General features: G+C 32.4%; 18 protein-coding genes. 4 read left to right on the top strand and 14 right to left on the bottom strand.

From position 1 onward, the window contains the following. Positions 1-28 precede the first annotated feature (28 nt). The 4 genes from AB3G34_RS16290 to surE form a co-directional block, all read right to left on the bottom strand. Complete coding sequence (locus AB3G34_RS16290; RefSeq protein ID WP_367773282.1) at positions 29-538, bottom strand: C40 family peptidase; 510 nt, start codon at positions 536-538, stop codon at positions 29-31. Positions 539-560: 22 nt separating this feature from the next. Further along, positions 561-1,679, bottom strand: a complete 1,119-nt coding sequence (gene lpxB / locus AB3G34_RS16295) for a lipid-A-disaccharide synthase (RefSeq protein WP_367773284.1) — start codon at positions 1,677-1,679, stop codon at positions 561-563. Positions 1,680-1,762: 83 nt separating this feature from the next. Beyond that, positions 1,763-2,068, bottom strand: coding sequence for a hypothetical protein (locus tag AB3G34_RS16300; protein ID WP_367773286.1), 306 nt, complete (start codon positions 2,066-2,068; stop codon positions 1,763-1,765). After that, positions 2,028-2,807 (bottom strand): 5'/3'-nucleotidase SurE, encoded by a 780-nt coding sequence (surE, locus tag AB3G34_RS16305; RefSeq protein WP_367756858.1) that lies wholly within the window; start codon positions 2,805-2,807, stop codon positions 2,028-2,030. The genes AB3G34_RS16300 and surE overlap by 41 nt, the downstream gene beginning before the upstream one ends. Positions 2,808-3,001: 194 nt before the next feature. On the opposite strand from surE, the gene AB3G34_RS16310 reads away from it, so the two are divergent. Together AB3G34_RS16310 and AB3G34_RS16315 are read left to right on the top strand one after the other, a co-directional pair. Next, positions 3,002-5,269: a carboxy terminal-processing peptidase gene (locus AB3G34_RS16310; RefSeq protein WP_369753035.1), complete on the top strand. Its 2,268-nt coding sequence runs from the start codon at positions 3,002-3,004 to the stop codon at positions 5,267-5,269. Positions 5,270-5,385: 116 nt separating this feature from the next. Next, positions 5,386-6,225 carry a DNA/RNA non-specific endonuclease gene (locus AB3G34_RS16315; protein WP_369753036.1) on the top strand — a complete coding sequence of 280 codons (840 nt, stop codon included), beginning with the start codon at positions 5,386-5,388 and terminating at the stop codon, positions 6,223-6,225. Between the two features lie 14 nt (positions 6,226-6,239). On the opposite strand, the gene rodA is transcribed toward AB3G34_RS16315, so the two are convergent. The 6 genes from rodA to purH form a co-directional block, all read right to left on the bottom strand. After that, positions 6,240-7,475, bottom strand: a complete 1,236-nt coding sequence (gene rodA / locus AB3G34_RS16320) for a rod shape-determining protein RodA (RefSeq protein ID WP_367756862.1) — start codon at positions 7,473-7,475, stop codon at positions 6,240-6,242. Between the two features lie 17 nt (positions 7,476-7,492). Beyond that, on the bottom strand, positions 7,493-9,427 hold the full coding sequence (mrdA, locus tag AB3G34_RS16325; RefSeq protein ID WP_367756864.1) for a penicillin-binding protein 2: 1,935 nt from the start codon (positions 9,425-9,427) through the stop codon (positions 7,493-7,495). Beyond that, complete coding sequence (locus AB3G34_RS16330; protein WP_367773290.1) at positions 9,424-9,930, bottom strand: rod shape-determining protein MreD; 507 nt, start codon at positions 9,928-9,930, stop codon at positions 9,424-9,426. Before AB3G34_RS16330 ends, mrdA begins: the two co-directional genes overlap by 4 nt. Further along, entirely contained in the window at positions 9,923-10,747 is an 825-nt protein-coding gene (gene mreC, locus AB3G34_RS16335; protein WP_367773292.1) for a rod shape-determining protein MreC, read from the bottom strand. Before mreC ends, AB3G34_RS16330 begins: the two co-directional genes overlap by 8 nt. A gap of 93 nt (positions 10,748-10,840) precedes the next feature. Then, positions 10,841-11,869 carry a rod shape-determining protein gene (locus tag AB3G34_RS16340; protein WP_367756870.1) on the bottom strand — a complete coding sequence of 343 codons (1,029 nt, stop codon included), beginning with the start codon at positions 11,867-11,869 and terminating at the stop codon, positions 10,841-10,843. 54 nt (positions 11,870-11,923) lie between these two features. Further along, a complete protein-coding gene (purH, locus tag AB3G34_RS16345; RefSeq protein WP_369753037.1) occupies positions 11,924-13,450 on the bottom strand; it encodes a bifunctional phosphoribosylaminoimidazolecarboxamide formyltransferase/IMP cyclohydrolase in 1,527 nt (508 codons plus the stop codon). A 196-nt stretch (positions 13,451-13,646) separates the two neighbouring features. On the opposite strand from purH, the gene AB3G34_RS16350 reads away from it, so the two are divergent. After that, positions 13,647-14,897, top strand: coding sequence for an ABC transporter permease (locus AB3G34_RS16350; RefSeq protein WP_369753038.1), 1,251 nt, complete (start codon positions 13,647-13,649; stop codon positions 14,895-14,897). Positions 14,898-14,988: 91 nt separating this feature from the next. Here the strand turns inward: AB3G34_RS16350 and accD are convergent, their stop codons facing one another. From accD to AB3G34_RS16365, 3 genes are all read right to left on the bottom strand, one after another. Next, a complete protein-coding gene (gene accD / locus AB3G34_RS16355; RefSeq protein ID WP_367756876.1) occupies positions 14,989-15,843 on the bottom strand; it encodes an acetyl-CoA carboxylase, carboxyltransferase subunit beta in 855 nt (284 codons plus the stop codon). Between the two features lie 114 nt (positions 15,844-15,957). Continuing rightward, positions 15,958-17,025 carry a class II fructose-bisphosphate aldolase gene (gene fbaA / locus AB3G34_RS16360; protein ID WP_367756878.1) on the bottom strand — a complete coding sequence of 356 codons (1,068 nt, stop codon included), beginning with the start codon at positions 17,023-17,025 and terminating at the stop codon, positions 15,958-15,960. A gap of 66 nt (positions 17,026-17,091) precedes the next feature. Continuing rightward, the gene (locus tag AB3G34_RS16365; RefSeq protein ID WP_369753039.1) at positions 17,092-19,644 is read right to left on the bottom strand and encodes a BamA/TamA family outer membrane protein; all 2,553 of its coding nucleotides are present in this window, start codon (positions 19,642-19,644) and stop codon (positions 17,092-17,094) included. A 37-nt stretch (positions 19,645-19,681) separates the two neighbouring features. Between AB3G34_RS16365 and AB3G34_RS16370 the strand changes: the two genes are divergently transcribed. Further along, positions 19,682-20,404, top strand: a complete 723-nt coding sequence (locus tag AB3G34_RS16370) for a TrmH family RNA methyltransferase (RefSeq protein ID WP_369753040.1) — start codon at positions 19,682-19,684, stop codon at positions 20,402-20,404. Positions 20,405-20,438: 34 nt separating this feature from the next. On the opposite strand, the gene AB3G34_RS16375 is transcribed toward AB3G34_RS16370, so the two are convergent. After that, positions 20,439-21,143: a porin family protein gene (locus AB3G34_RS16375; RefSeq protein ID WP_367756884.1), complete on the bottom strand. Its 705-nt coding sequence runs from the start codon at positions 21,141-21,143 to the stop codon at positions 20,439-20,441. Positions 21,144-21,159: the final 16 nt, after the last annotated feature.

The following is a 21,159-nucleotide window of genomic DNA, read 5'->3' on the forward strand; positions in this document are numbered from 1 at the left end:
TTTTTAACAAGAAATAAATTATTTTTTTTTATTCTAAAATTCGATTGATCTGAGCAAATGTTTTTTGGTAGTAAGGTTGTTTTGTTGAAGAGATAATTACTCCTTTGGAAGTAGAGGCATGAACAAATTTCACTTCGTCATCAGTCACTTCTGTAATGATTCCCACATGATTAATTTGGGATCTGTTGTTGGTTCTAAAAAATATTAAATCTCCTTTATGTGCTTTGTCAGTGTTTTTTCCTAAATCGGTTCCTGTTTTAGATTGCTCAAAAGAAGTTCGAGGGAGTGTAATATTATAGTGTTCAAAAGTAGCAAACACTAATCCAGAACAATCAAAACCAGATCTGGTTGTTCCTGCAGTTTTGTATTTCACACCAATATTATCTGTTGCTGATTCTACTATATTGTCAATAAGTTGGTTCGTTTTTCTAGTCGACAAACTGTTGTTGTCTTTGCCTTTCGTTGTTACAATTTTCGAAGAAGTTTTACATGAAGTAAATAAAACAATCAGGAGAAGAAAGCAGAGTACTTGTTTCAAAATTAGTTTTTTAAGGTTAAGTTTATAAAATGGCTTTTAAATCCTTAATGATTAACCCAGCGGTTTTTTCACTAGCTCCAATTCCACCTAATTTTTTTTCTAACGAGTCATATTTTTCCAAAAGTTGTTTTCGGTAATTGGTTTCTAGAATTTTTGTCAATTCTTTTTTAATATTTTTAGTTGTAAAGTTTTCTTGAATCAATTCAGTTACCACTTCTTCATCCATTATTAGGTTGACTAGCGAAATGTATTTTAGTGTAATAATGCGCTTAGCAATCTGGTATGAAGCCCAACTTCCTTTGTAGCATACTACTTCGGGAACTTTAAATAACGCAGTTTCTAGTGTTGCTGTTCCTGAAGTGACTAATGCTGCTGTGGCATTCTTCAATAAATCATAGGTTTTATTCGAGATGAATTTTATGTTTTCATTCTGTATGAATTGCTTGTAAAAAGAATAATCTTGACTGGGTGCGCCTGCAATTACAAATTGGTAATCTGGAAAATCATCAACAATGCTTAACATTCCCGAAAGCATTTTAGTAATTTCTTGTTTACGGCTACCTGGCAGTAATGCTATTATTGGTTTTTCACTCAATTGATTCTCCCTTTTAAAAACTGCAGAGTCTATAGCAGGGTGATTATGAATGGCGTCAATTAATGGATGTCCCACATAAGTGACTTTATAATTGTATTTTTCGTAGAATGGTTTTACAAAAGGCAATACCACATACATATGATCAATTGTTTTTTTTATGGTTTCGACTCTGCCTGGTCTAGATGCCCAAACTTGCGGACTTATATAGTAAAAGGTGTTGTATCCTGCTGGTTTTGCCCACTTTGCAATTCGGAGATTAAATCCTGAATTGTCAATAAATATTAAGGCATCTGGTTTGTAATCTTGAATATCTTCTTTACAAAGCTTAATGAATTCTAAGATAGAAGAGAGGTTTTTTATAATCTCTGCAAAGCCCATAAAAGAACGTTCTTTGTAATGAGAAACTAATTCGGCTCCGGCTTGTTGCATTAAATCACCACCCCAACATCTTATTTGAGCGCTAGTATCTTGTTTGAATAGTTCTTTTATCAAATTCGACCCATGCAAATCTCCTGATGCTTCTCCGGCTAGAATGTAGTATTTCATTTTTATGATTTGAGTTTAATAAAAACTTCAGTATTCAAAATTAGGTATAGAATAGGGATCAATCAAATAAATTGTTTCTTATTTTATAGGAACACGGTAATTATTGTTAAAATAATAACAGACAAAACGACACCTCTAGCCATTACCTCTTTGTTTGATTTTAATAAAATGGCAAATAGGATTAAGTCCAAAATGGAACCGAGTGTAACAAGTTTACCCAAAGAGCCTTGCGATTTCATAATTTGTACACCCGAAATAAAATTATATTGAGTTGCAAAAACAATAAATAAGTAACAACCAAGTAAGGAAGCTAAAAGACCAAGTAGGAACCCAATAAATAAGTCTGTTTTATTCATTCCAATTCCAGGTGTTAAGTTCTTGTGTTGCATGGTGAGCAGTTAAGTCAAATTGTACCGGAACTACTGAGATATATCCGTTTCCTAACGCCCATTCATCAGTATCTTCACCTTTGTCTTGGTTCACAAATTCTCCAGCAAGCCAGTAATAATCTCTTCCTTGCGGTGTTTGTCTTTTGTCGAATTTTTCAACCCAAAGTGCTTTTGCTTGACGGCAAATTTTTATCCCTTTGATGTTTTCTTTTTTTAATTTGGGAAAATTTACATTCAATACAACGTCTTTTGGCAATCCTTTTTCTAAAACCTCTGTTGTTATTTTTTTTACAAATGGTTTAATAGTTTCGAAATCAGCATTCCAATCATAATCTAAGAGTGAGAACCCAATGGCTGGAATGCCTTCAATTCCTGCTTCGACAGCAGCACTCATTGTACCTGAATAAATAACATTAATGGATGAATTTGACCCGTGATTAATTCCAGAAACACACAAATCAGGCTTTCTTTTTAATATTTCATTTACAGCTAACTTCACACAATCCACTGGAGTACCAGAGCAACTATATTCCGTAATTCGATCTGTGTCCTTTGAAATTTTATTTAGATATAATGTATTGTTGATTGTAATAGCATGTCCCATTGCACTTTGTGGCTTGTCAGGTGCGACAATTACAACTTCGCCAATTTCTGACATAACGTCAATTAATGCTCGGATACCTGGTGCCGAAACACCATCGTCATTTGTAATTAAAATTAAGGGTTTAACTTGAGTCATGATTTTATATTTTTAGTCTTCAAAATGGAATGAAAATTGGGGTCTATTTTATCAAACAAAGTAAAACAAAAAATAGTGATTGGCGAAGATATAAAGAGAAAACAAAAATCATTTTTTATATCTTTAACAAAAAATTATGGCGTGTCTATTATTGTTGGCACAGTTTTTACCGTAACTTAGTTTAAAAATTTTGGATGAATACTATTCTTAACTTTATGAAAAGAAATTATAAAATACTCCTTGCAATTGTTTTCCTTTCGGCTACATTATTTGCTTTTAAAATTAAATCTTCTAACGAGAATGATCCTGATAAAGATAAATTACTTTTAGAATTATTAACTTTTGTTATTGAAAAAGGACACTATAACCCTGCGGCAATTGATGATACATTCTCAAAAGGAATCTATAAAGATTATATTCAAGCTTTAGATCCCTCAAAACGATTTTTTCTTCAATCAGACATCGATGAATTTTCAAAGTATGAAACTGAATTAGATGATGAATTGATCAATAAGGATTTAACGTTCTTTAATTTGACGTATGATCGCTTGATGAAGCGAATGGAGGAAAGTAAAAAATTATACAAAGATATTCTTGCAGTGCCATTTGATTATTCAGTTGATGAAAGCTTTAACACGGATTATGTAAAAGCACCTTATGCTAAAAATAATGCTGAATTAAAGGATAGATGGCGCAAACAAATTAAATTATCTACACTATCTTCTTTGACAGACCGTCTTAGAATTCAAGAGAATAAAAGTAAAGGAATTACGGCATCAGCTGATTCTGATAGTTTAGTTGGCTTAAAATCTGGAGATAAAATTGACGATGATTTTTATAAAAAAAACAATACATCTGCTGATACAGGTAAGGTGAAAACGGTTGCTGAATTAGAAAAAGAAACTCGTGAAAGTGCTAAGAAATCACTTGATGAATATTTTGGTTTCATGAATGATTTGGATAGGAATGATTGGTTCTCTGTTTATGTTAATTCAATTACGGCTCGTTTTGATCCACATACTAATTATTTTGCTCCAGAAGAAAAAGAGCGTTTTGATGTTAGTATTAGTGGGAAGTTAGAAGGCATAGGTGCTCGTTTACAAAAGAAAAACGACTTTACAGAGATTTCTGAGTTAATTTCTGGTGGTCCAGCATGGAGAGGCAAACAATTAGAATCAGGAGATTTAGTAATGAAAGTAGCACAGGGAAATGCGGAGCCAGTAGATGTGGTAGGAATGCGTCTTGATGATGTTGTAAAAAAAATAAAAGGGCCAAAGGGAACTGAAGTTCGTCTTACCGTAAAAAAAGTGGATGGAACAATTAAAGTTATTTCTATAATTAGAGATATTGTAGAAATTGAGGAGACATACGCCAAGTCAAGTGTTGTAGAGAAAAACGGATTGAAATATGGTGTAATCTATTTGCCTAAGTTTTATATCGATTTTGAAAATAAAGACGGTAGAGATGCAGGTAAAGATATCGCTCTTGAAGTAGAACGACTTAAAAAAGCAGGAGTTAGCGGAATCGTTTTGGATGTACGTGATGATGGTGGTGGATCTTTATCAACTGTTGTTGATATTGCTGGATTATTCATTGAGCAAGGTCCAATTGTACAAATTAAATCTGCTGGAAGAAAAAAAGAGGTTTTATTCGATAGAGATAGTAAAATAGAATGGGACGGTCCTTTAGTGATAATGGTCAATAGTTTTTCAGCTTCAGCTTCAGAAATTTTAGCGGCAGCTATTCAAGACTACAAAAGAGGAATTATTATTGGTAGTAAACAGACCTACGGTAAAGGAACAGTACAAAATGTGATTGATTTAAATCAGTTTGTACGTAATAGTTCAGTAGGAGATTTAGGTGCGTTAAAAACAACTACTCAAAAATTTTATAGAATTAATGGAGGTTCAACTCAGTTGGACGGCGTGAGTAGTGATGTAGTTATGCCAGATCGATATGCTTATTTAAAAATGGGTGAACGCGATGTTGATAATGCAATGCCATGGGATAAAATAGATCCAGCTACTTATACTGTTTGGAATAAAACAGAGAACTTTAATAAGGCTATTTTAAATAGTAAGACAAGAATTGAGAAAAACCCTCAGTTTAAATTAATTGAAGAAAATGCAAAATGGATTGATAGCAGAAGTGAAGATAACACCTATAGTTTGAATATAGATAAGTTTAAAATTGCTCAAAATGATATAGAGGAGAAGTCTAAAAAATACAGACCTATTTCGCAATATAAAAATACATTGCACTTTTCTTCGTTACCTTATGAAGTAGCTCAAATGGATAAAGACAGTATTTTGAAAGAGAAAAGAGATCGTTGGCATGAAGGATTATCTAAAGATATTTATGTAGAAGAAGCTTTGAATGTTTTGGATGATTTGCAATCTAAGCCTATTGTGAAGAAAAATATGTCAGAAAAATTAAAAAAAGAAAAACTGGCTAAATCCTAAAAAAAACTTTCATTTATATAGATCGGGGTCCAACTTTAAACATAAAGTTGGACCCTTTTTTAATATGTTTCAATACTTATTATTTATTCTTATGTTTATAGAAATTATTTAAGAACATGGGAAAACACATTTTTAAAGCAGTACTATTTATTTTAATTGGTGGTTTTGTTTCTTGTAAGATGGATAATAAAGAGGTAGATTCATTTTCTTTAGAACAAGTAAATAGCCCAAAAGAGATGGTTACTACTGCTTCAACGGAAAAGTTAACTAGTAGAACTGTTCTCGATTACTTACCTACATCTACAACTCACCAAGTCATTAAACATTCTTATTTCACACTTTCATATAATGAAGAAGCGGAGCAGGCTGAATGGTTGGCCTATCAGTTAAAGAAGGATTATGTGAAGAATAACAATTTTAAACGACCTTTCTTTATAGTTGATCCAAAAGTTAAAACAGGTTCTGCAGATTGGAGAAACTATAAGAAAAGTGGATATGACAAAGGGCATCTTTGTCCAGCAGGAGATATGGAGTTTGAAGAAAATGCGTATAATGATACTTTTTTCACTTCGAATATTTCTCCTCAAGACCATGAATTCAATGCAGGAATTTGGAATAGATTAGAGCAAAAAGTACGCTATTGGGCATCACGATATGACGGTGTTTATGTGGTTACGGGAGGAATTCTTAATAAAACTAGCAAGACTATTGGAACCCAAAAAGTAGTTGTTCCAGAATATTTTTATAAAATAATTTTAGATGATTCCAATGGTAATTATAAAATGATTGCTTTTTTAATTCCTAATAAAGGTAGTGATAAGCCATTATATACTTATGTAGTTTCAGTTGATAGTATTGAAAAGTTAACGGGCATAGATTTTTTCCCTAAACTAGATGATGAATTAGAATCAAGTCTAGAAAAACGAACTGATTATAAATCGTGGATTTTCAATTAACTCTACACTATATTTTACCATTCATTGACTTTGTTTGCATCCATCTTTAAAAAGATAAAAAGCAAAATAGTGAATCCCCAAAGACCAGAGCCTCCATATGAAAAGAAAGGTAAAGGCACCCCAATTGTTGGGAAAATGCCAATAACCATGGCGATGTTGACAAAGAAATGTATAAATAGAATTCCTGCTACACAATAACCATAAACTCTACTGAATTTCGTTTTTTGTCTTTCAGCAAGATAAATTACTCTTAGAAATAAACTCACGAATAGCGCAATTACTACTAGAGAGCCTGCAAAGCCCCATTCTTCTCCTACAGTGGTAAATATGTAATCAGTATGTTGTTCTGGTACAAAACCACCTTTTGTTTGCGTTCCTTCTAGAAAACCCTTTCCTAACCATCCTCCAGAGCCTATAGCAATTTCTGATTGATTCGTATTATATCCAATTCCCTTTAAGTCGACAGTTTTTCCCAATAAAATGTTGAAACGATCGCGGTGATGCTGTTTGAATACATTTTGAAACACATAATTTACGGATAAAACAAAGCCAGAAATGACTGAAAAAAGAATTGCACTTAAGACTATGTTTCTATCGCCAAGCCTTGATTTAAAATGAACGATTAAAATAACTAATAATGCTAATAGAATAACATATTGAGGTTCTAAGACAAGCGTTAATACAAATAAAAGGATAGTAACAAAACCAGTCCATACGTACCATGATGGAAGTCCTTCACGATATAAAACAATTATAAAAATACTATAAATAAGGGCACTTCCCGGATCGGGCTGTGGTAATATTAGAAGTACTGGAAGAAAAACAATTGCAAGTGCTTGTATTTGCCTGTTTACATCTTTTAGATTAATTTGTGAATCACTTAAATATTTTGCAATCGCTAGTGAAGTAGCTGCTTTCGCAAATTCAGAAGGTTGGATAGTGAAACTTCCGATGGCATACCAGCATCTTTGTCCTGCTATTGTTTTTCCAAAAAGGAAAAGCCCTGCCAAAGTAAGTAAAGCAAATCCAAAAATAATACTGGCATATTTTTCATAAAATTTACCGTCAATGGCGAGTATTATGAATATTAAAGGAATCGTTAGTAAGATAAAAACAAGCTGTTTTTGGTAAGTATCTTCAATAGAGGATAGAGATGATGAATAGATGTTTAACCATCCCATTATCACTAATACGCTATAAATGATGACACATGTCCAGTCAAGATTTTTCTTTATACTTTGGTTTTTCATTTGAAACGAATCGCTTATTAATTTTGATTTGTTGAGTCTATCTGAACAGTTGAATTTGTCGTTACCTTTAATTTAGATATTGAATCTTTAGGTGTTGTTTCAATGGCACTTGCTTCTTTCATTCCACCTAGTTTTGCATAGCGGTCTTTTAAGCTTCTTTCTAGTATTCTCTTTTCTAAATCGGTTCTTGTTATTTTTTTTCTTAGGTACTTTTCAATCATTAAACTCGCAATGGGACCTGCAATCGTAGCTCCGTATCCACCATTTTCGACAAGGATCGCAATTGCAATCTTAGGGTTGTCTTTTGGTGCAAAGGCAACAAAAATAGAGTGATCTTCTAGTTTTACTCTTTTCCCATCAATTTTGGCATAATTTTCAGCTGTTCCTGTTTTACCACAAATGTCAATACCAGGTACATTAAGTCCTCTTGCAGTTCCTAAATTGTATACGTCAAACAAGCCACTTATCATTGGTTTGAAATATTTTTTGTCAATGGTGGTCTGATGTTTTACTTTGAATTTAGGATCTATATTTGTTCCTTTTATTTTTTTTATAATGTGAGGAGTATAGTAGTATCCTTCGTTTGCTACGGTAGCCATCATATTAGCTAATTGTATTGGTGTCATTAAAACTTCCCCTTGTCCAATAGAGTTTGAAATAATCGTTGTACTTCTCCATCCACCATTAGGGTAAATTTTCTTATATGTTTTAGAATCGGGAACATTTCCTCTTTTTCCAGTAGGTAAGTCGTATCCCATAAAATCACCCAATCCAAAACTTTTCACGTGATCGCTCCATACATCAACTGCATAGGCTGGTTTTACAAATTTGTTTATGGTACGCATATACACATTTGCAAAATAAGTATTACAAGAGTTATAGATTCCATTATGTAAATTATGAGGGCCAAAACCATGACATTTCATAAAACGACCTCGTGCATAACTAAAACCATGATGGCACATAAAAGAAGTTTGTTCATCAATAACACCTTCTTGCAGTCCAATCAATCCAGTCAGGATTTTAAATGGTGATCCTGGAGGATATTCCGCTAGTAATCCTCTATCATATAGCGGTTTTGCTATCGAGTCTCTATATAGTAAGGTGTAATTTTTAGAACGTTGTCTACCAACTAAAATAGAAGGGTCATAAGATGGAGCAGTTACTAGTGCTAATATTTCACCTGTACTAGGTTCAATAGCTACAATTCCACCTCTTTTATTTATCATTAGCTGTTCTCCATATCTTTGAAGTTCAGCGTCTAAAGTTAAATTGATATCCTCTCCTTGAACGGCAATCGTATCATATTTTCCGTCTTTGTAAGAGCCTATTTCACGATTGTATTTGTCTTTCTGAAAGTATTTCACCCCTTTAATTCCGCGCAAAATGTTTTCATAGCTTTCTTCTACTCCTTGTTTTCCTATTAAGTCACCGCTGTTATAATATGGGTTTTTTGCTATTAATTTGTCATTAACCTGTGTGATAAAACCAAAAACATTTGCTCCAAAATCGACTTCATAGTCGCGTAGAGAACGTTTTTGAAAATAGAAACCTTCAAATTTTCGTATTTTCTCTTGAAAAGCAGCAAATTCACTTTTGTTTAACTGAGGTAAGAAAACAGAAGGCAAGCGTGGGCTGTAAATTTTAGCTTTTGCAATTTTTTTAATATAATCTTCTTTGGTGATATTTAGTAGTTGACAGAACTCTAAAGTATCGATATTCTTTAATTCTCTAGGAATTACCATGATATCGTATGACGCTTGATTTGCCACTAATAGTTTTCCATTTCTGTCGTAGATATAACCTCTTTCAGGGTAATCGTATTTTATCTTAATCGCATTATTATCGGATTTTAATTTGAAAGTATCATTGATAACTTGCAAATAAAAGATTCGAATCACTAGCAATGATGCTGCAACAATAATTAAAGAAGGCAGCAATAATTTTCTCATCGTTTGTTAGGCTTAATAAGGTAAATGATAATAATACAACTAATTATGGTAAAAACCGCACTCAAAAGTGTTCGGATTAATATGTCCAAAAAGAAACTGACTTGAAAAGCTTCTAATAAGAACATTGTTATATGATGAATAATAACAGAAAGGAATATAAACGAAAATCTTTCGGGTGTTAAAACATCATTAATTTTTATGGTCTGGTATTCATAACTCACTCCAAATGAAAATTTAAAAATGGATGGTCTCATGTATGCTAGGACTAAACAAGCAGTTGCGTGAACTCCGCCTGAATTTAGAAAAAGATCCATTGTCAAACCCAATAAAAAGCTAGCAAAAAGTAAGCCAGATTTGTTCCCGTTCACGGGGTATAATATTATAAATAAGATATACGGAAGTGGAATTATAAACCCCAGAAAATTCATATTGTTAAATATAATTATTTGGATGGCTAATAATAAAATAAACCGAGAAACATTGACTAACAAAGTGCTATTCATTTTTCGTTGTTTTTTCTAGGTTATTAAGTTCATCTCTATCTTTGCTTTTTATGATATAAACATGACCTAAATTAGTCATGTCGTTAAAAAGTTTAATATCTAAAGTATAATAATTGGTTTGATTATCAATATAAATTTTGTTAATCGTACCAATATTAATGTTTTCTGGAAAGATTACTGATTGTCCACCAGTAACTATCGTGTCTCCTTTTCTTACAGATGCAAGTCTAGGAACGTCTATCAATTGAACGTAACCTGTACTTTTTCCATTCCAAACTAAAGATCCAAAATGATTTGATTTTTTGATTTTAGCATTGATTTGAGACTTTACATTCAAAATGCTTATAACTGTAGAATAGCTTGGAGAAGTATTATCAATTATCCCTACTATTCCAAGGTTGTTAACGACTCCCATATCTGATTTAACTCCTTGAAGAGAGCCAGAGTTTAAGGTCAGGAAATTTTCATGAACGTTATAGGAATTGTGGATTACTTTCGATACAATGATATCTTCAGGCAAGGTTGTTTTTTGATTTTCAAAATTTTTGATGGCAGAAGAGTCTACGGTTTTAAATAATAGACTTTTTAGTCTTGCATTCTCAATTGCTAATGCATCGTTTTGTGTTCTCAAATTGAAGTATTCACTTACATCATTGATTTTCTCATAAACACCCCCGCTTAAAAAATTAGCGGAACTTATTATTTTGCTTTTGTGATAAGAATGAGATTGTATCGTTAACGAAAACGAAAGGCATAATAACAGCAAAAACAGTATTCTATTACTGTTTTTAAATATAAAATTAAATATTTGCTGCATTTCTAAGTTTGTTATTTTGTTTCAAGATGTAATTTCATTAAACTTTAAAAATTATTTTCAGAGTTTAATGAAATTGTGCATCTAAGAAAGGTCTTATTTAATTAAGATACTTTTAAATTTTGTAATGTTTTTAAGTGCCATTCCTGTTCCACGAACTACTGCTCTTAAAGGGTCTTCTGCAATATAAACAGGTAAGTCTGTTTTTTGAGAAATTCTTTTATCTAGACCTCTTAACATTGATCCACCACCAGCAAGGTATATACCTGTGTTGTAAATGTCGGCAGCTAATTCTGGAGGGGTTTGTGATAGAGTTTCCATTACAGCGTCTTCAATTCTTTGAATTGATTTGTCTAATGCTTTTGCTATCTCTCTATAGGAAACTTCTACTTGTTTTGGTTTACCAGTAAGTAAATCTCTTCCTTGAACAGACATGTCTTCTGGAGGAGTTTCTAAATCTTCTATAGCAGCACCAATTTGGATTTTTATTTTCTCAGCAGTACTTTCTCCAACAAAAAGGTTGTGTTGTGTACGCATATAATATACGATGTCATTTGTGAAAACATCACCAGCAATTTTTACTGATTTGTCACACACGATTCCGCCTAACGCAATTACAGCAATTTCAGTAGTTCCACCACCTATATCTACAATCATGTTTCCTTTTGGTTGCATAATGTCGATTCCAATACCGATTGCCGCAGCCATAGGTTCATGGATTAGGTACACTTCTTTACCATTTACTCTTTCACAAGATTCCTTAACGGCTCTCATCTCCACTTCGGTAATTCCTGATGGAATACAAACCACCATCCTAAGCGCAGGAGTAAACATTCTTTTTTTCAATGCTGGTATGCTTTTTATAAACATACTAATCATTTTTTCTGAAGCATCAAAGTCGGCAATTACACCATCTTTCAAAGGCCTTATTGTCTTAATGTTTTCATGTGTTTTACCCTGCATCAAGTTGGCTTCTTTACCAACAGCGATTATTTTACCAGAAATTCTATCTCTGGCAACAATTGATGGGCTGTCTATTACAACTTTATCATTGTGTATGATTAAAGTGTTTGCGGTTCCAAGGTCTATCGCGATATCCTCGGTCATGAAATCAAAAAATCCCATAAGTTTTTCAGGGGTTTAAAAGTTAAAAATTAGGAGCATACAAAGTTAGACAAATTAATGTTTAAAATGACGTGTTCCTGTAAATACCATTGCAACTTTATTTTCATTACAATAGTTGATGCTTAATTCGTCTTTTATCGATCCTCCAGGTTGAATTACGGCTGTTATACCCGCTTTTTTTGCAATTTCCACACAGTCTGGGAATGGAAAAAAAGCATCGCTTGCCATTGAAGCGCCGTGTAAATCAAATCCAAATGTTTTTGCTTTTTCAATTGCTTGTAACAAAGCGTCTACTCTTGAGGTTTGTCCTGTTCCAGAAGAAATAAGTGTTCCGTTTTTAGCAAAAACGATCGTGTTAGATTTAGTATTTTTACAAACTTTAGATGCAAAAATTAAATCCTGAATTTCTTGTTCAGTAGGACTTGTTAGGGTAACGGTTTTTAAATCGTCTTTATTGTCTGTGATATTATTTCTTTCTTGAATAAGCAATCCGTTTAAACAAGTTCTCACTTGTTTTGCTGGTAAAGCGACTTCATTTTGAACTAATATAATTCTGTTTTTCTTTTCTTGTAAAATGCTAATTGCATCTGCATCATATTCAGGTGCGATAACAACTTCGCAAAATAATTTATTAATTTCGGTAGCAGTTGCTACATCAATTTTTGTATTTGCAATTAATACTCCACCAAAAGCGGATGTTGGGTCACAAGCCAGTGCAGCGTTGTACGCTTCGCTAATTGTATTTCTAGATGCTAATCCACAAGCATTATTGTGTTTTAATATTGCAAAAGTAGGACCGTCAGTTTTGAATTCATTAATTAAATTTACTGCAGCATCAACGTCAAGTAAATTATTGTATGATAATTCTTTACCGTGTATTTTATTGAACATGGCGTCAAAATCACCAAAGAAATATCCTTTTTGATGTGGGTTTTCACCGTATCTTAAAACTTGACCATTAGAAATACTTTCTTTATAAATAGTTTCGTCAGTATTGAAATAATTAAATATTGCAGTATCGTAGTGTGAAGAAACGTGAAATGCTTTTGTTGCTAATAATTTTCTATCGGCAAGAGTAGTTGCTCCATTTTGTTTTGTAATTAAATCCAAGAGAGAACTATATTCATCTACAGAAGCTACAATGACAGTATCCTTAAAGTTTTTTGCAGCAGCACGAATTAAAGAGATTCCACCAATATCGATTTTTTCAATAATGTCAGATTCACTTGCTCCAGAGGCTACTGTTTTTTCAAAAGGGTATAAATCAACAATTACTAAGTCAATTTGCGGAATATTAAATTCTTCCATTTGTTGCACATCACTTGGATTGTCTTGACGATTTAAAATTCCACCAAAAACTTTTGGATGCAATGTTTTTACTCTTCCACCTAGAATTGAAGGGTATGATGTAACATCTTCAACTGGGATAACGGGGATTCCTAAGTTTTTTATAAAATCTTCAGTTCCTCCTGTTGAATAAAGTGTAACATTTTGACTATTTAGTAGTCTTACAATTGGTTCAAGGCCTTCTTTTGAAAAGACTGAAATTAACGCAGATTGAATTGTTTTTGTTGTGTTCATGTGTAGTTATAATTATAAAGTGCAAAAATAGTTTTTTAATGTGAAAATTGGACTATTTGAAAAAGAGATAATTTAGAAATTATACTGTTATTTTTATAAATGATGAAATAATGATGCTGAATTACAATGAATATTTATTTCATTAGGTTTTTGAATTTAATTTATAGAATTTTACTTTAATAGAAAATGTATTTTTATGCTAGTTTATCTACGATTATTGAAAGAGAGTTTTGGTTTTGCAATAAATGCATTAACAAACAATAAGTTAAGAACACTTCTTTCTTTGCTTGGTGTTACTATAGGGATTTTATCCATAATTGCAGTTCTGGCTGCAGTTGATTCTTTAGATAGAAAAATAACAAAGGATTTAAGTAGTTTAGATAAAAACACTATTTATTTAATGCGTTTTTCTTTTGGGCCCTCTGATATACCGCAATGGAAAAGAGAGCAGTTTCCCAATGTTAAATTTGATGAATATACCAATTTGAAAGAGTCGTTAAATAATACGGATCAAGTAGGGTATCAATTATTTGTAAAGCGCGAATCTATAAAATATGAATCTAAACTAGTGAGCGATGTAAATGTTGTTCCTGTATCTAGTGAGTTTATCGATATTCAAGGTCTTGAGTTTGATGATGGTCGTTTTTATAATGAATCAGAGTCTAATTCTGGGACAGCTGTTATCGTTTTAGGCTATGAAATTGCTCAGGGACTTTTCGAAAATTCTAATGCTCTTGGGAAAAATATTCGTTTATATGGACAAAGGTTTACTGTTATTGGAGTATTGAAGAAACAAGGAGCGGGATTGTTTGGGGATAGTAATGATACATCTGTTTTTTTACCCGTTAATTTTTTAAGACGTTTGTATGGAGATAATAATGATGCAATGACTCCAGTTATTTTGTTGAAGCCTAATAAAGGGGTTGATATGGATGCTTATAAAGCGGAAGTGAGTTATAAATTAAGAAGTATGAGGGGATTGAAAGCAGGTGAAATTGATAATTTTTTCATCAATGTGTTATCTGGTTTTACAGATCTTATTGATGGTATTATTGGGCAGATGAATGTTGTGGGCTGGATAATAAGTGGTTTTTCATTACTTGTTGGTGGTTTTGGAATCGCTAATATTATGTTTGTTTCTGTAAAAGAGCGAACAAATTTAATTGGAATTCAAAAGTCTTTAGGTGCTAAAAATAGATTTATATTGTTTCAATTTTTATTTGAGGCAGTTATATTGTCTGTTATTGGTGGTGTAATTGGTTTGATTTTAGTGTGGATTATTTCTGTTATTTTGACGAAAGTGTTGGACTTTGAATTTGTTCTAAGTATGGGGAATATTATGTTAGGAACTGGACTGGCTGCCTTAATAGGATTGATTTCCGGAATTCTTCCTGCTATTACAGCGTCAAAATTAGATCCTGTTGAAGCGATTCGAACTGGGATGTAGACTTAGGTTTTTAATAATAATAATAATAATAAATAAAAACAAAAAAATCCCATCTGTACAGATGGGATTTTTTGTTTTAGAAGTTTTAAAACTATCTTATAGTATTGTTTTGAATTAAATCAATGTACAAGTTAATCTTGTCTTTCAATTCTTTTCTGGCTGTTATAAAGTCTAGGAAACCATGTTCAAGTAGAAATTCAGCCGTTTGAAAACCTTCTGGTAAATCTTTACCAGTTGTGTCTCTTACAACACGTGGTCCTGCAAATCCAATTAAAGCTCCAGGTTCAGAGATGTTAATGTCTCCTAGCATAGCATAAGAAGCGGTTGTCCCTCCTGTAGTTGGGTCCGTACATAATGAGATGTAAGGAAGTTTAGCGTCTGCCAGTTGTGCTAGTTTAACAGAAGTTTTTGCTAATTGCATTAAGGAATAAGCAGCTTCCATCATTCTTGCACCACCCGATTTTGAAATCATAATAAATGGAAGTTTATTTTTGATAGCGTGATCAATCCCTCTTGAAATTTTTTCTCCAACTACTGCACCCATAGATCCGCCAATAAAAGCAAAATCCATACAGCAAATAACAACATCTTTTCCTTTTGATTTACCAACTCCAGTACGCACTGCATCTTTAAGTTTGGTTTTTTCCATAACATCTTTTAATCGATCTGCATATTTTTTTGTATCAACAAAATGCAAAGGATCTTTGGAAGTTAAGTTTTTATCTAATTCAACAAACTCATTGTTGTCAAACAAGATTTCGAAATAGGTAGCACTACCAATTCTAACATGAAAACCATCCTCAGGACTAACAAACAAGTTGCGTTCTAGCTCATCGGCATCAATAATTTTTCCTGTTGGAGATTTGTACCAAAGTCCTTTTGGGACATCCATTTTGTCTTCGGTAGCAGTAGTAATTCCTTTTTCTTTTCTTTTAAACCAAGCCATTTCTTAAGTGTTCAGTGTTCAGTAATCAAGTAATCAGTCAAGTCAATGTTTGTAGTCAGTTTTAGTATTCAGTAACCTATTACTGAATACTAAAAACTGAGTACGGAATACTTTTTATAGCGTATTCACATTGTTTAAGTCAGCAAATGCTTGTTCTAATCTTGCATTGAACGTCATTTCGCTTTCACGCATCCATTTTCTTGGATCGTAGTATTTTTTATTTGGTACATCAGAACCTTCTGGGTTTCCAATTTGGGTTTTTAAATAATCAATATTTTTAACCATATAATCACGAATACCTTCTGTAAATGCAAATTGCAAATCAGTATCGATATTCATTTTTATTACACCGTAGCTAATTCCTTCTCTTATTTCTTCTAAAGTAGAACCTGAACCACCGTGGAAAACGAAGTCAACTGGGTTGTTTCCAGTGTTGAATTTCTTTTGAACGAAATCTTGAGAATTTTTTAAGATTTTCGGAGTCAATTTTACGTTACCTGGTTTGTAAACACCATGTACATTTCCAAAAGCTGCCGCAATTGTAAACTTAGGACTTACTTTTGATAATTCTTCGTAAGCATAAGCAACTTCTTCTGGTTGAGTATAAAGTTTTGAGCTATCAACATCTGAGTTGTCAACACCATCTTCTTCACCACCTGTAATTCCAAGTTCGATTTCTAGTGTCATTCCCATTTTGCTCATTCTCTCTAGGTATCCTTTGCAAATTTCGATGTTTTCTTCGATAGGCTCTTCAGATAAATCGATCATATGAGAACTGAATAAAGGCTTTCCAGTTGTAGCAAAATGTTTTTCAGATGCATCTAATAATCCGTCAATCCAAGGTAATAATTTCTTAGCACAGTGATCCGTATGTAAAATTACTGTTGCTCCATAAGCTTCAGCCAAGGTATGAATGTGTAATGCTCCAGCAATTCCACCAGCGATAGCTGCTTTTTCACCTGCATTTGAAAGTCCTTTTCCAGCATTAAATTGAGCTCCTCCGTTTGAAAACTGGATGATTACTGGAGCATTTAATTTTGCTGCAGTCTCAAGAACGCCATTTATTGTGTTTGAACCAGTAACATTTACTGCAGGTAGAGCAAAGCCTTTTTCTTTTGCATAATTGAAAATTTCTTGAACTTGATCTCCTGTAGCTACGCCCGGTTTGATGTTATGTGCCATTGTAATTTTTTTTAGTTGTTTTTTTAGTTTTTAGTTTAAGACTGCAAAAATAAGAATTAATTAGCATTAGAAGGGGTAATTTATTCCAAAATTTAAAACAGAGTGTCCAAAATTGTACTCACGAAACCATTTTTTGCCAGTTTCATTAGCTGGATTGTAGGTTTTAAAACCGAAATCAAATCGAATTACGAAGAAGCTTAAATCATATCTTAATCCAAATCCAGATCCTAATGCAAGATCTTTCAGACTTTTAAAACCTTTGAAAACTGATTTTTCGTCAGTCACATTATCATATACATTCCAAATATTTCCAGCATCAGCAAATAAGGCTCCTTTAAAATCGCCTAATATTTTAAATCTAAATTCGCTACTAAATGCAATTTTCATATTTGCTTCATTAAAGTCATTAGTAGCTCCACTTCTTCCTGGTCCTAAACTGTAGGGTTGCCATGCTCTGTTGTCATTAGAGCCTCCTGAAAAATAACTTCTTGAAAAAGGAACATTATCTGAATTTCCAAACGGGATTGCTATACCGAAAAAGGTTCTTACAGCAAATACTTTTTCTTTGCTTAAATCCCAATGTTTGATATAGTCAAATTCTGTTTTTATATATTCTGAATATTCTAAATTGAAAAGTTCAAAATTATTATTTTCGTTTTTAGGTTGATTTGCTGCTTTTGAAATAAGTGATAAAAGAGAACCTGCTGATTCGATTTTTGTTTTGAAAAGATAGAAAGTATTGTCTTGTAAGTCTGTTTTAGTCGTTTTACTAAAGGTGAAGCTTGTTGCTAATATAAAATCATTTTCGGTTAGTCTCACTCTTCTTTCTTCAATGCTTTTTACCGATTTAAAGGCATCATCTGACGGTGTTAATACGGTACTCTCATTTAATACATTCTTTATAAATCCAGAAGTTCCCGATTCGATAATTAAATCGCCATTATCAACATAAGATGCTTCTGTATTATAAATTTTACCAATTTCATTTAATGCATTGTAGGAGGAACCATATACATTGAAATAGTTTTCTGGATTTAGATTTCGAACAAACTGTACATTAAATAGATCAAAACGGGCAGTGTTGTTTTTTTTAGGTGTCCAATTATAAGAAAATGAACCTGTGAAATTTTCTTTATCTAATCCAATATTTGTTTGTCTGGCAAATCCTACGGCCATAAGTGTTGAAGGAATCATGCTCTTTGGGATGATTTTTTCAGTAGAGAATGGCATGAAAATTCTTGGAAAATTTAATTTTAAATCTACTCCATATTCTGATACATTAAAGAGTTGATTGTTTGGGTTTGCAAGGTCTTTTGATGATCCTATATTTCCACGACCAGAAATTTCAAGAGTTTCGGCACCATTAAATACATTACGTATTGATAGTGAAGGGCTGAACGAGATACCTATATCTTGAATGTTGGAATGTGTTACATCCACTGATGCGCCAAAACTATATTTTTTTCGAGGAGTCAAATATATTTTAGCTATCAAGGAACTGTATGTTGTGTCTCTTTTATCTACTTCATATTGAATGCTAGGGTAATTGAAAATTTTAAGATTATTTAAATAACGTGTAGTTAAAACCGTTTTGTTGTCAGCAAAAAGAGATCCTTTTGTTATGAAAATTGCATCCGTAATTGCATGTGGTTTGTATCTTAGTTTTTTATGACTGTATAAATTGAAGTTTTTGTAAGTGGTGCTATCCGTGATTTTTTGATTATTATTGTTAGGTGCGTAATCAGTGTATATATTAACATCACTAATGGTATACATTTTAAAAGGCTCCGTTTTTGTTGAGTCGTTTTCTTGATAAGAATAGTTGTTAATAATTAAATTAACGTTAGCCTGGTTTACTTTTTTAATGGTATCTATATCAAAAGTCACATAGGTAGGTTGGAAATAATAAACCCCATTATTTCTAAAGTGTGTTGTAATACGATTTTTTTCATTTTCAAAATCGATTGTTTTATACTGTTTGCCTGATTTTATTATCGTGTTGGATTTAGCAGTTTCGTATAAAGAGTCTAGAGCGGGAGTAGATATAGATGTCTTTAAGGAATCTAATAAGTAGGGTGAGCCCGTAGTAATGTTGTATTCTATTTTTCCTCTTTTTGGCTTTATAGAGTCTAATTTGGATAATGCTTTTACATTAAAAAAACCATTGTTAAAATAATAATATTTTAAACGCAATACTGATTTATCAGTTTTAGATTGATCAATTATGACAGGCGGTTCACCTGTTTTTTTTAAAAAATCATGAATACCATGATACCAGAATGATTTACCAAGTCTGTCCACCTGTTTCGCGGATAGCCATTTAGATTTTCGTTCGTATTTTCCTGGGTTATTTGTAAATTTAGCTTGATATGTTGAATCAGGGTTTAAATTCGCTAAATTGTATAGATTCAATCGCAAACGAAATCCTAATAATGTACTGTTTGGTTTTTGATATAGTTGTGTAAATACATTTTCTTCCTTGATGGATTTCCCGTTTACTATGATTTGATTTTTAGTAAGGAGCTTTTTTCCATCAGGAACTCTTTTTTCAGCATTACAAGCGCATATAAATATTGCAATTAGAATAAATGCTGTTATTTTTGTAGAGATTTTTTTCAAGTGTTCTAAAATATTTAATTCAAAAGTACATATTTTTATGGTTAGTAAAAACCAAATAAAACTTATAACTAGTTTACAGCAAAAAAAGTATAGAATAGTAAATCAATTATTTTTTGCCGAAGGGGTAAAAGTGATTCAGGAATTGTTGCAATCTGATTTTGAACTAGACCATTTGTACACTACTCAAAATGATTTTGAGGATGTTTTGATAAACAAGAAAACGTTAATTCATGAAAATGATTTAAAAAAAATTAGTGCTTTATCAACAGCTAATAGCTGTTTGGCTGTTTTTAAAATGCCTGCAGAAAAAGATATTGTTGAATCAGGTTTGATTATAGCCTTGGATAGTATTCGGGATCCTGGAAACCTGGGAACCATTTTGAGATTGTGTGATTGGTTCGGAATTCATCAAATAGTGTGTTCAAAGGAAACGGTGGATATTTATAATCCCAAAGTAGTGCAAGCTACAATGGGGTCGATAACCAGAGTAAATGTAAGGTATATTGATTTAAATGACTTTCTCTCTCAGACAAAACTGCCTGTTTTTGGTACTTTTATGGATGGAGCTAATATTTATAAAGAATCCTTGCCTCAAGAAGGAATCATCGTAATGGGGAATGAAGCTAACGGTATCTCTGATGAACTTGAAGAAATAATCCAAAACAGACTCTCTATTCCTCGTTTTGGAGATCTTAGAAAAACGGAAAGTTTAAATGTTGCAACAGCGACTGCAATTATTTTAAGCGAATTTAGAAGATAATTAGTTTTTTTGGAATCACTTAATAGTATTTCAATTAATGAAAAGAAAAATTAATTAATACGGCTCTGCTTTTTATGGATTGAATATTTCCTGTCCAAGGACTGTTAGGATCATTATCGCGAATCAACTCGTCATTTATACCAAATGAACCTCGAATGGAAGGAGAGAATATGAAATATTCCGAAAATATATCAATACCAAATCCTATTTCGTAGCTCGTGGTCCAAGGTTTTACTCTAAATCTTTGTTCTTTATTATCGTCTATTGATTTCGAATTACTTGATAAATTCAAAGTGGAAGCTACTCCACCTACTAAATAGGGGCGCACATTTCCAGTTCTCAATGAAGAGAATTTTAATAATAGTGGGAAATGAATGTAAGTGCTGTTTACTTCTCTTAGTGCGTCTAGTTTTGTTGTGAAGCCAGGATAATATAAATCTCTCTTTGTGTAATATAATCCAGGTTCAAATCGTAAGTTTATATACTCCTGTAACTTTAGATCTCCTATTATCCCTACATTAAACCCTGTTGTTCTTTTTACAAGAATGTCAGGGCCTACGGTTTTATAGTCTATTTTGAAGTCAAATGAATTAAACCCTAAATAATATCCATAGTATACTCGTGCTTTTTGAAAATTCTCCAAATTTATTATTGGGTCTTTTCCAAACATGCTTTTTTTAAACTGAGAGTTGCCCTTAATAGATAAAGCAAGTAAAATTAAGAGAGCAATTTTTTTCATATAGATGCTAAATAAC

The organism is Flavobacterium sp. WC2409 (assembly GCF_041200085.1).
GTDB lineage: Bacteria > Bacteroidota > Bacteroidia > Flavobacteriales > Flavobacteriaceae > Flavobacterium.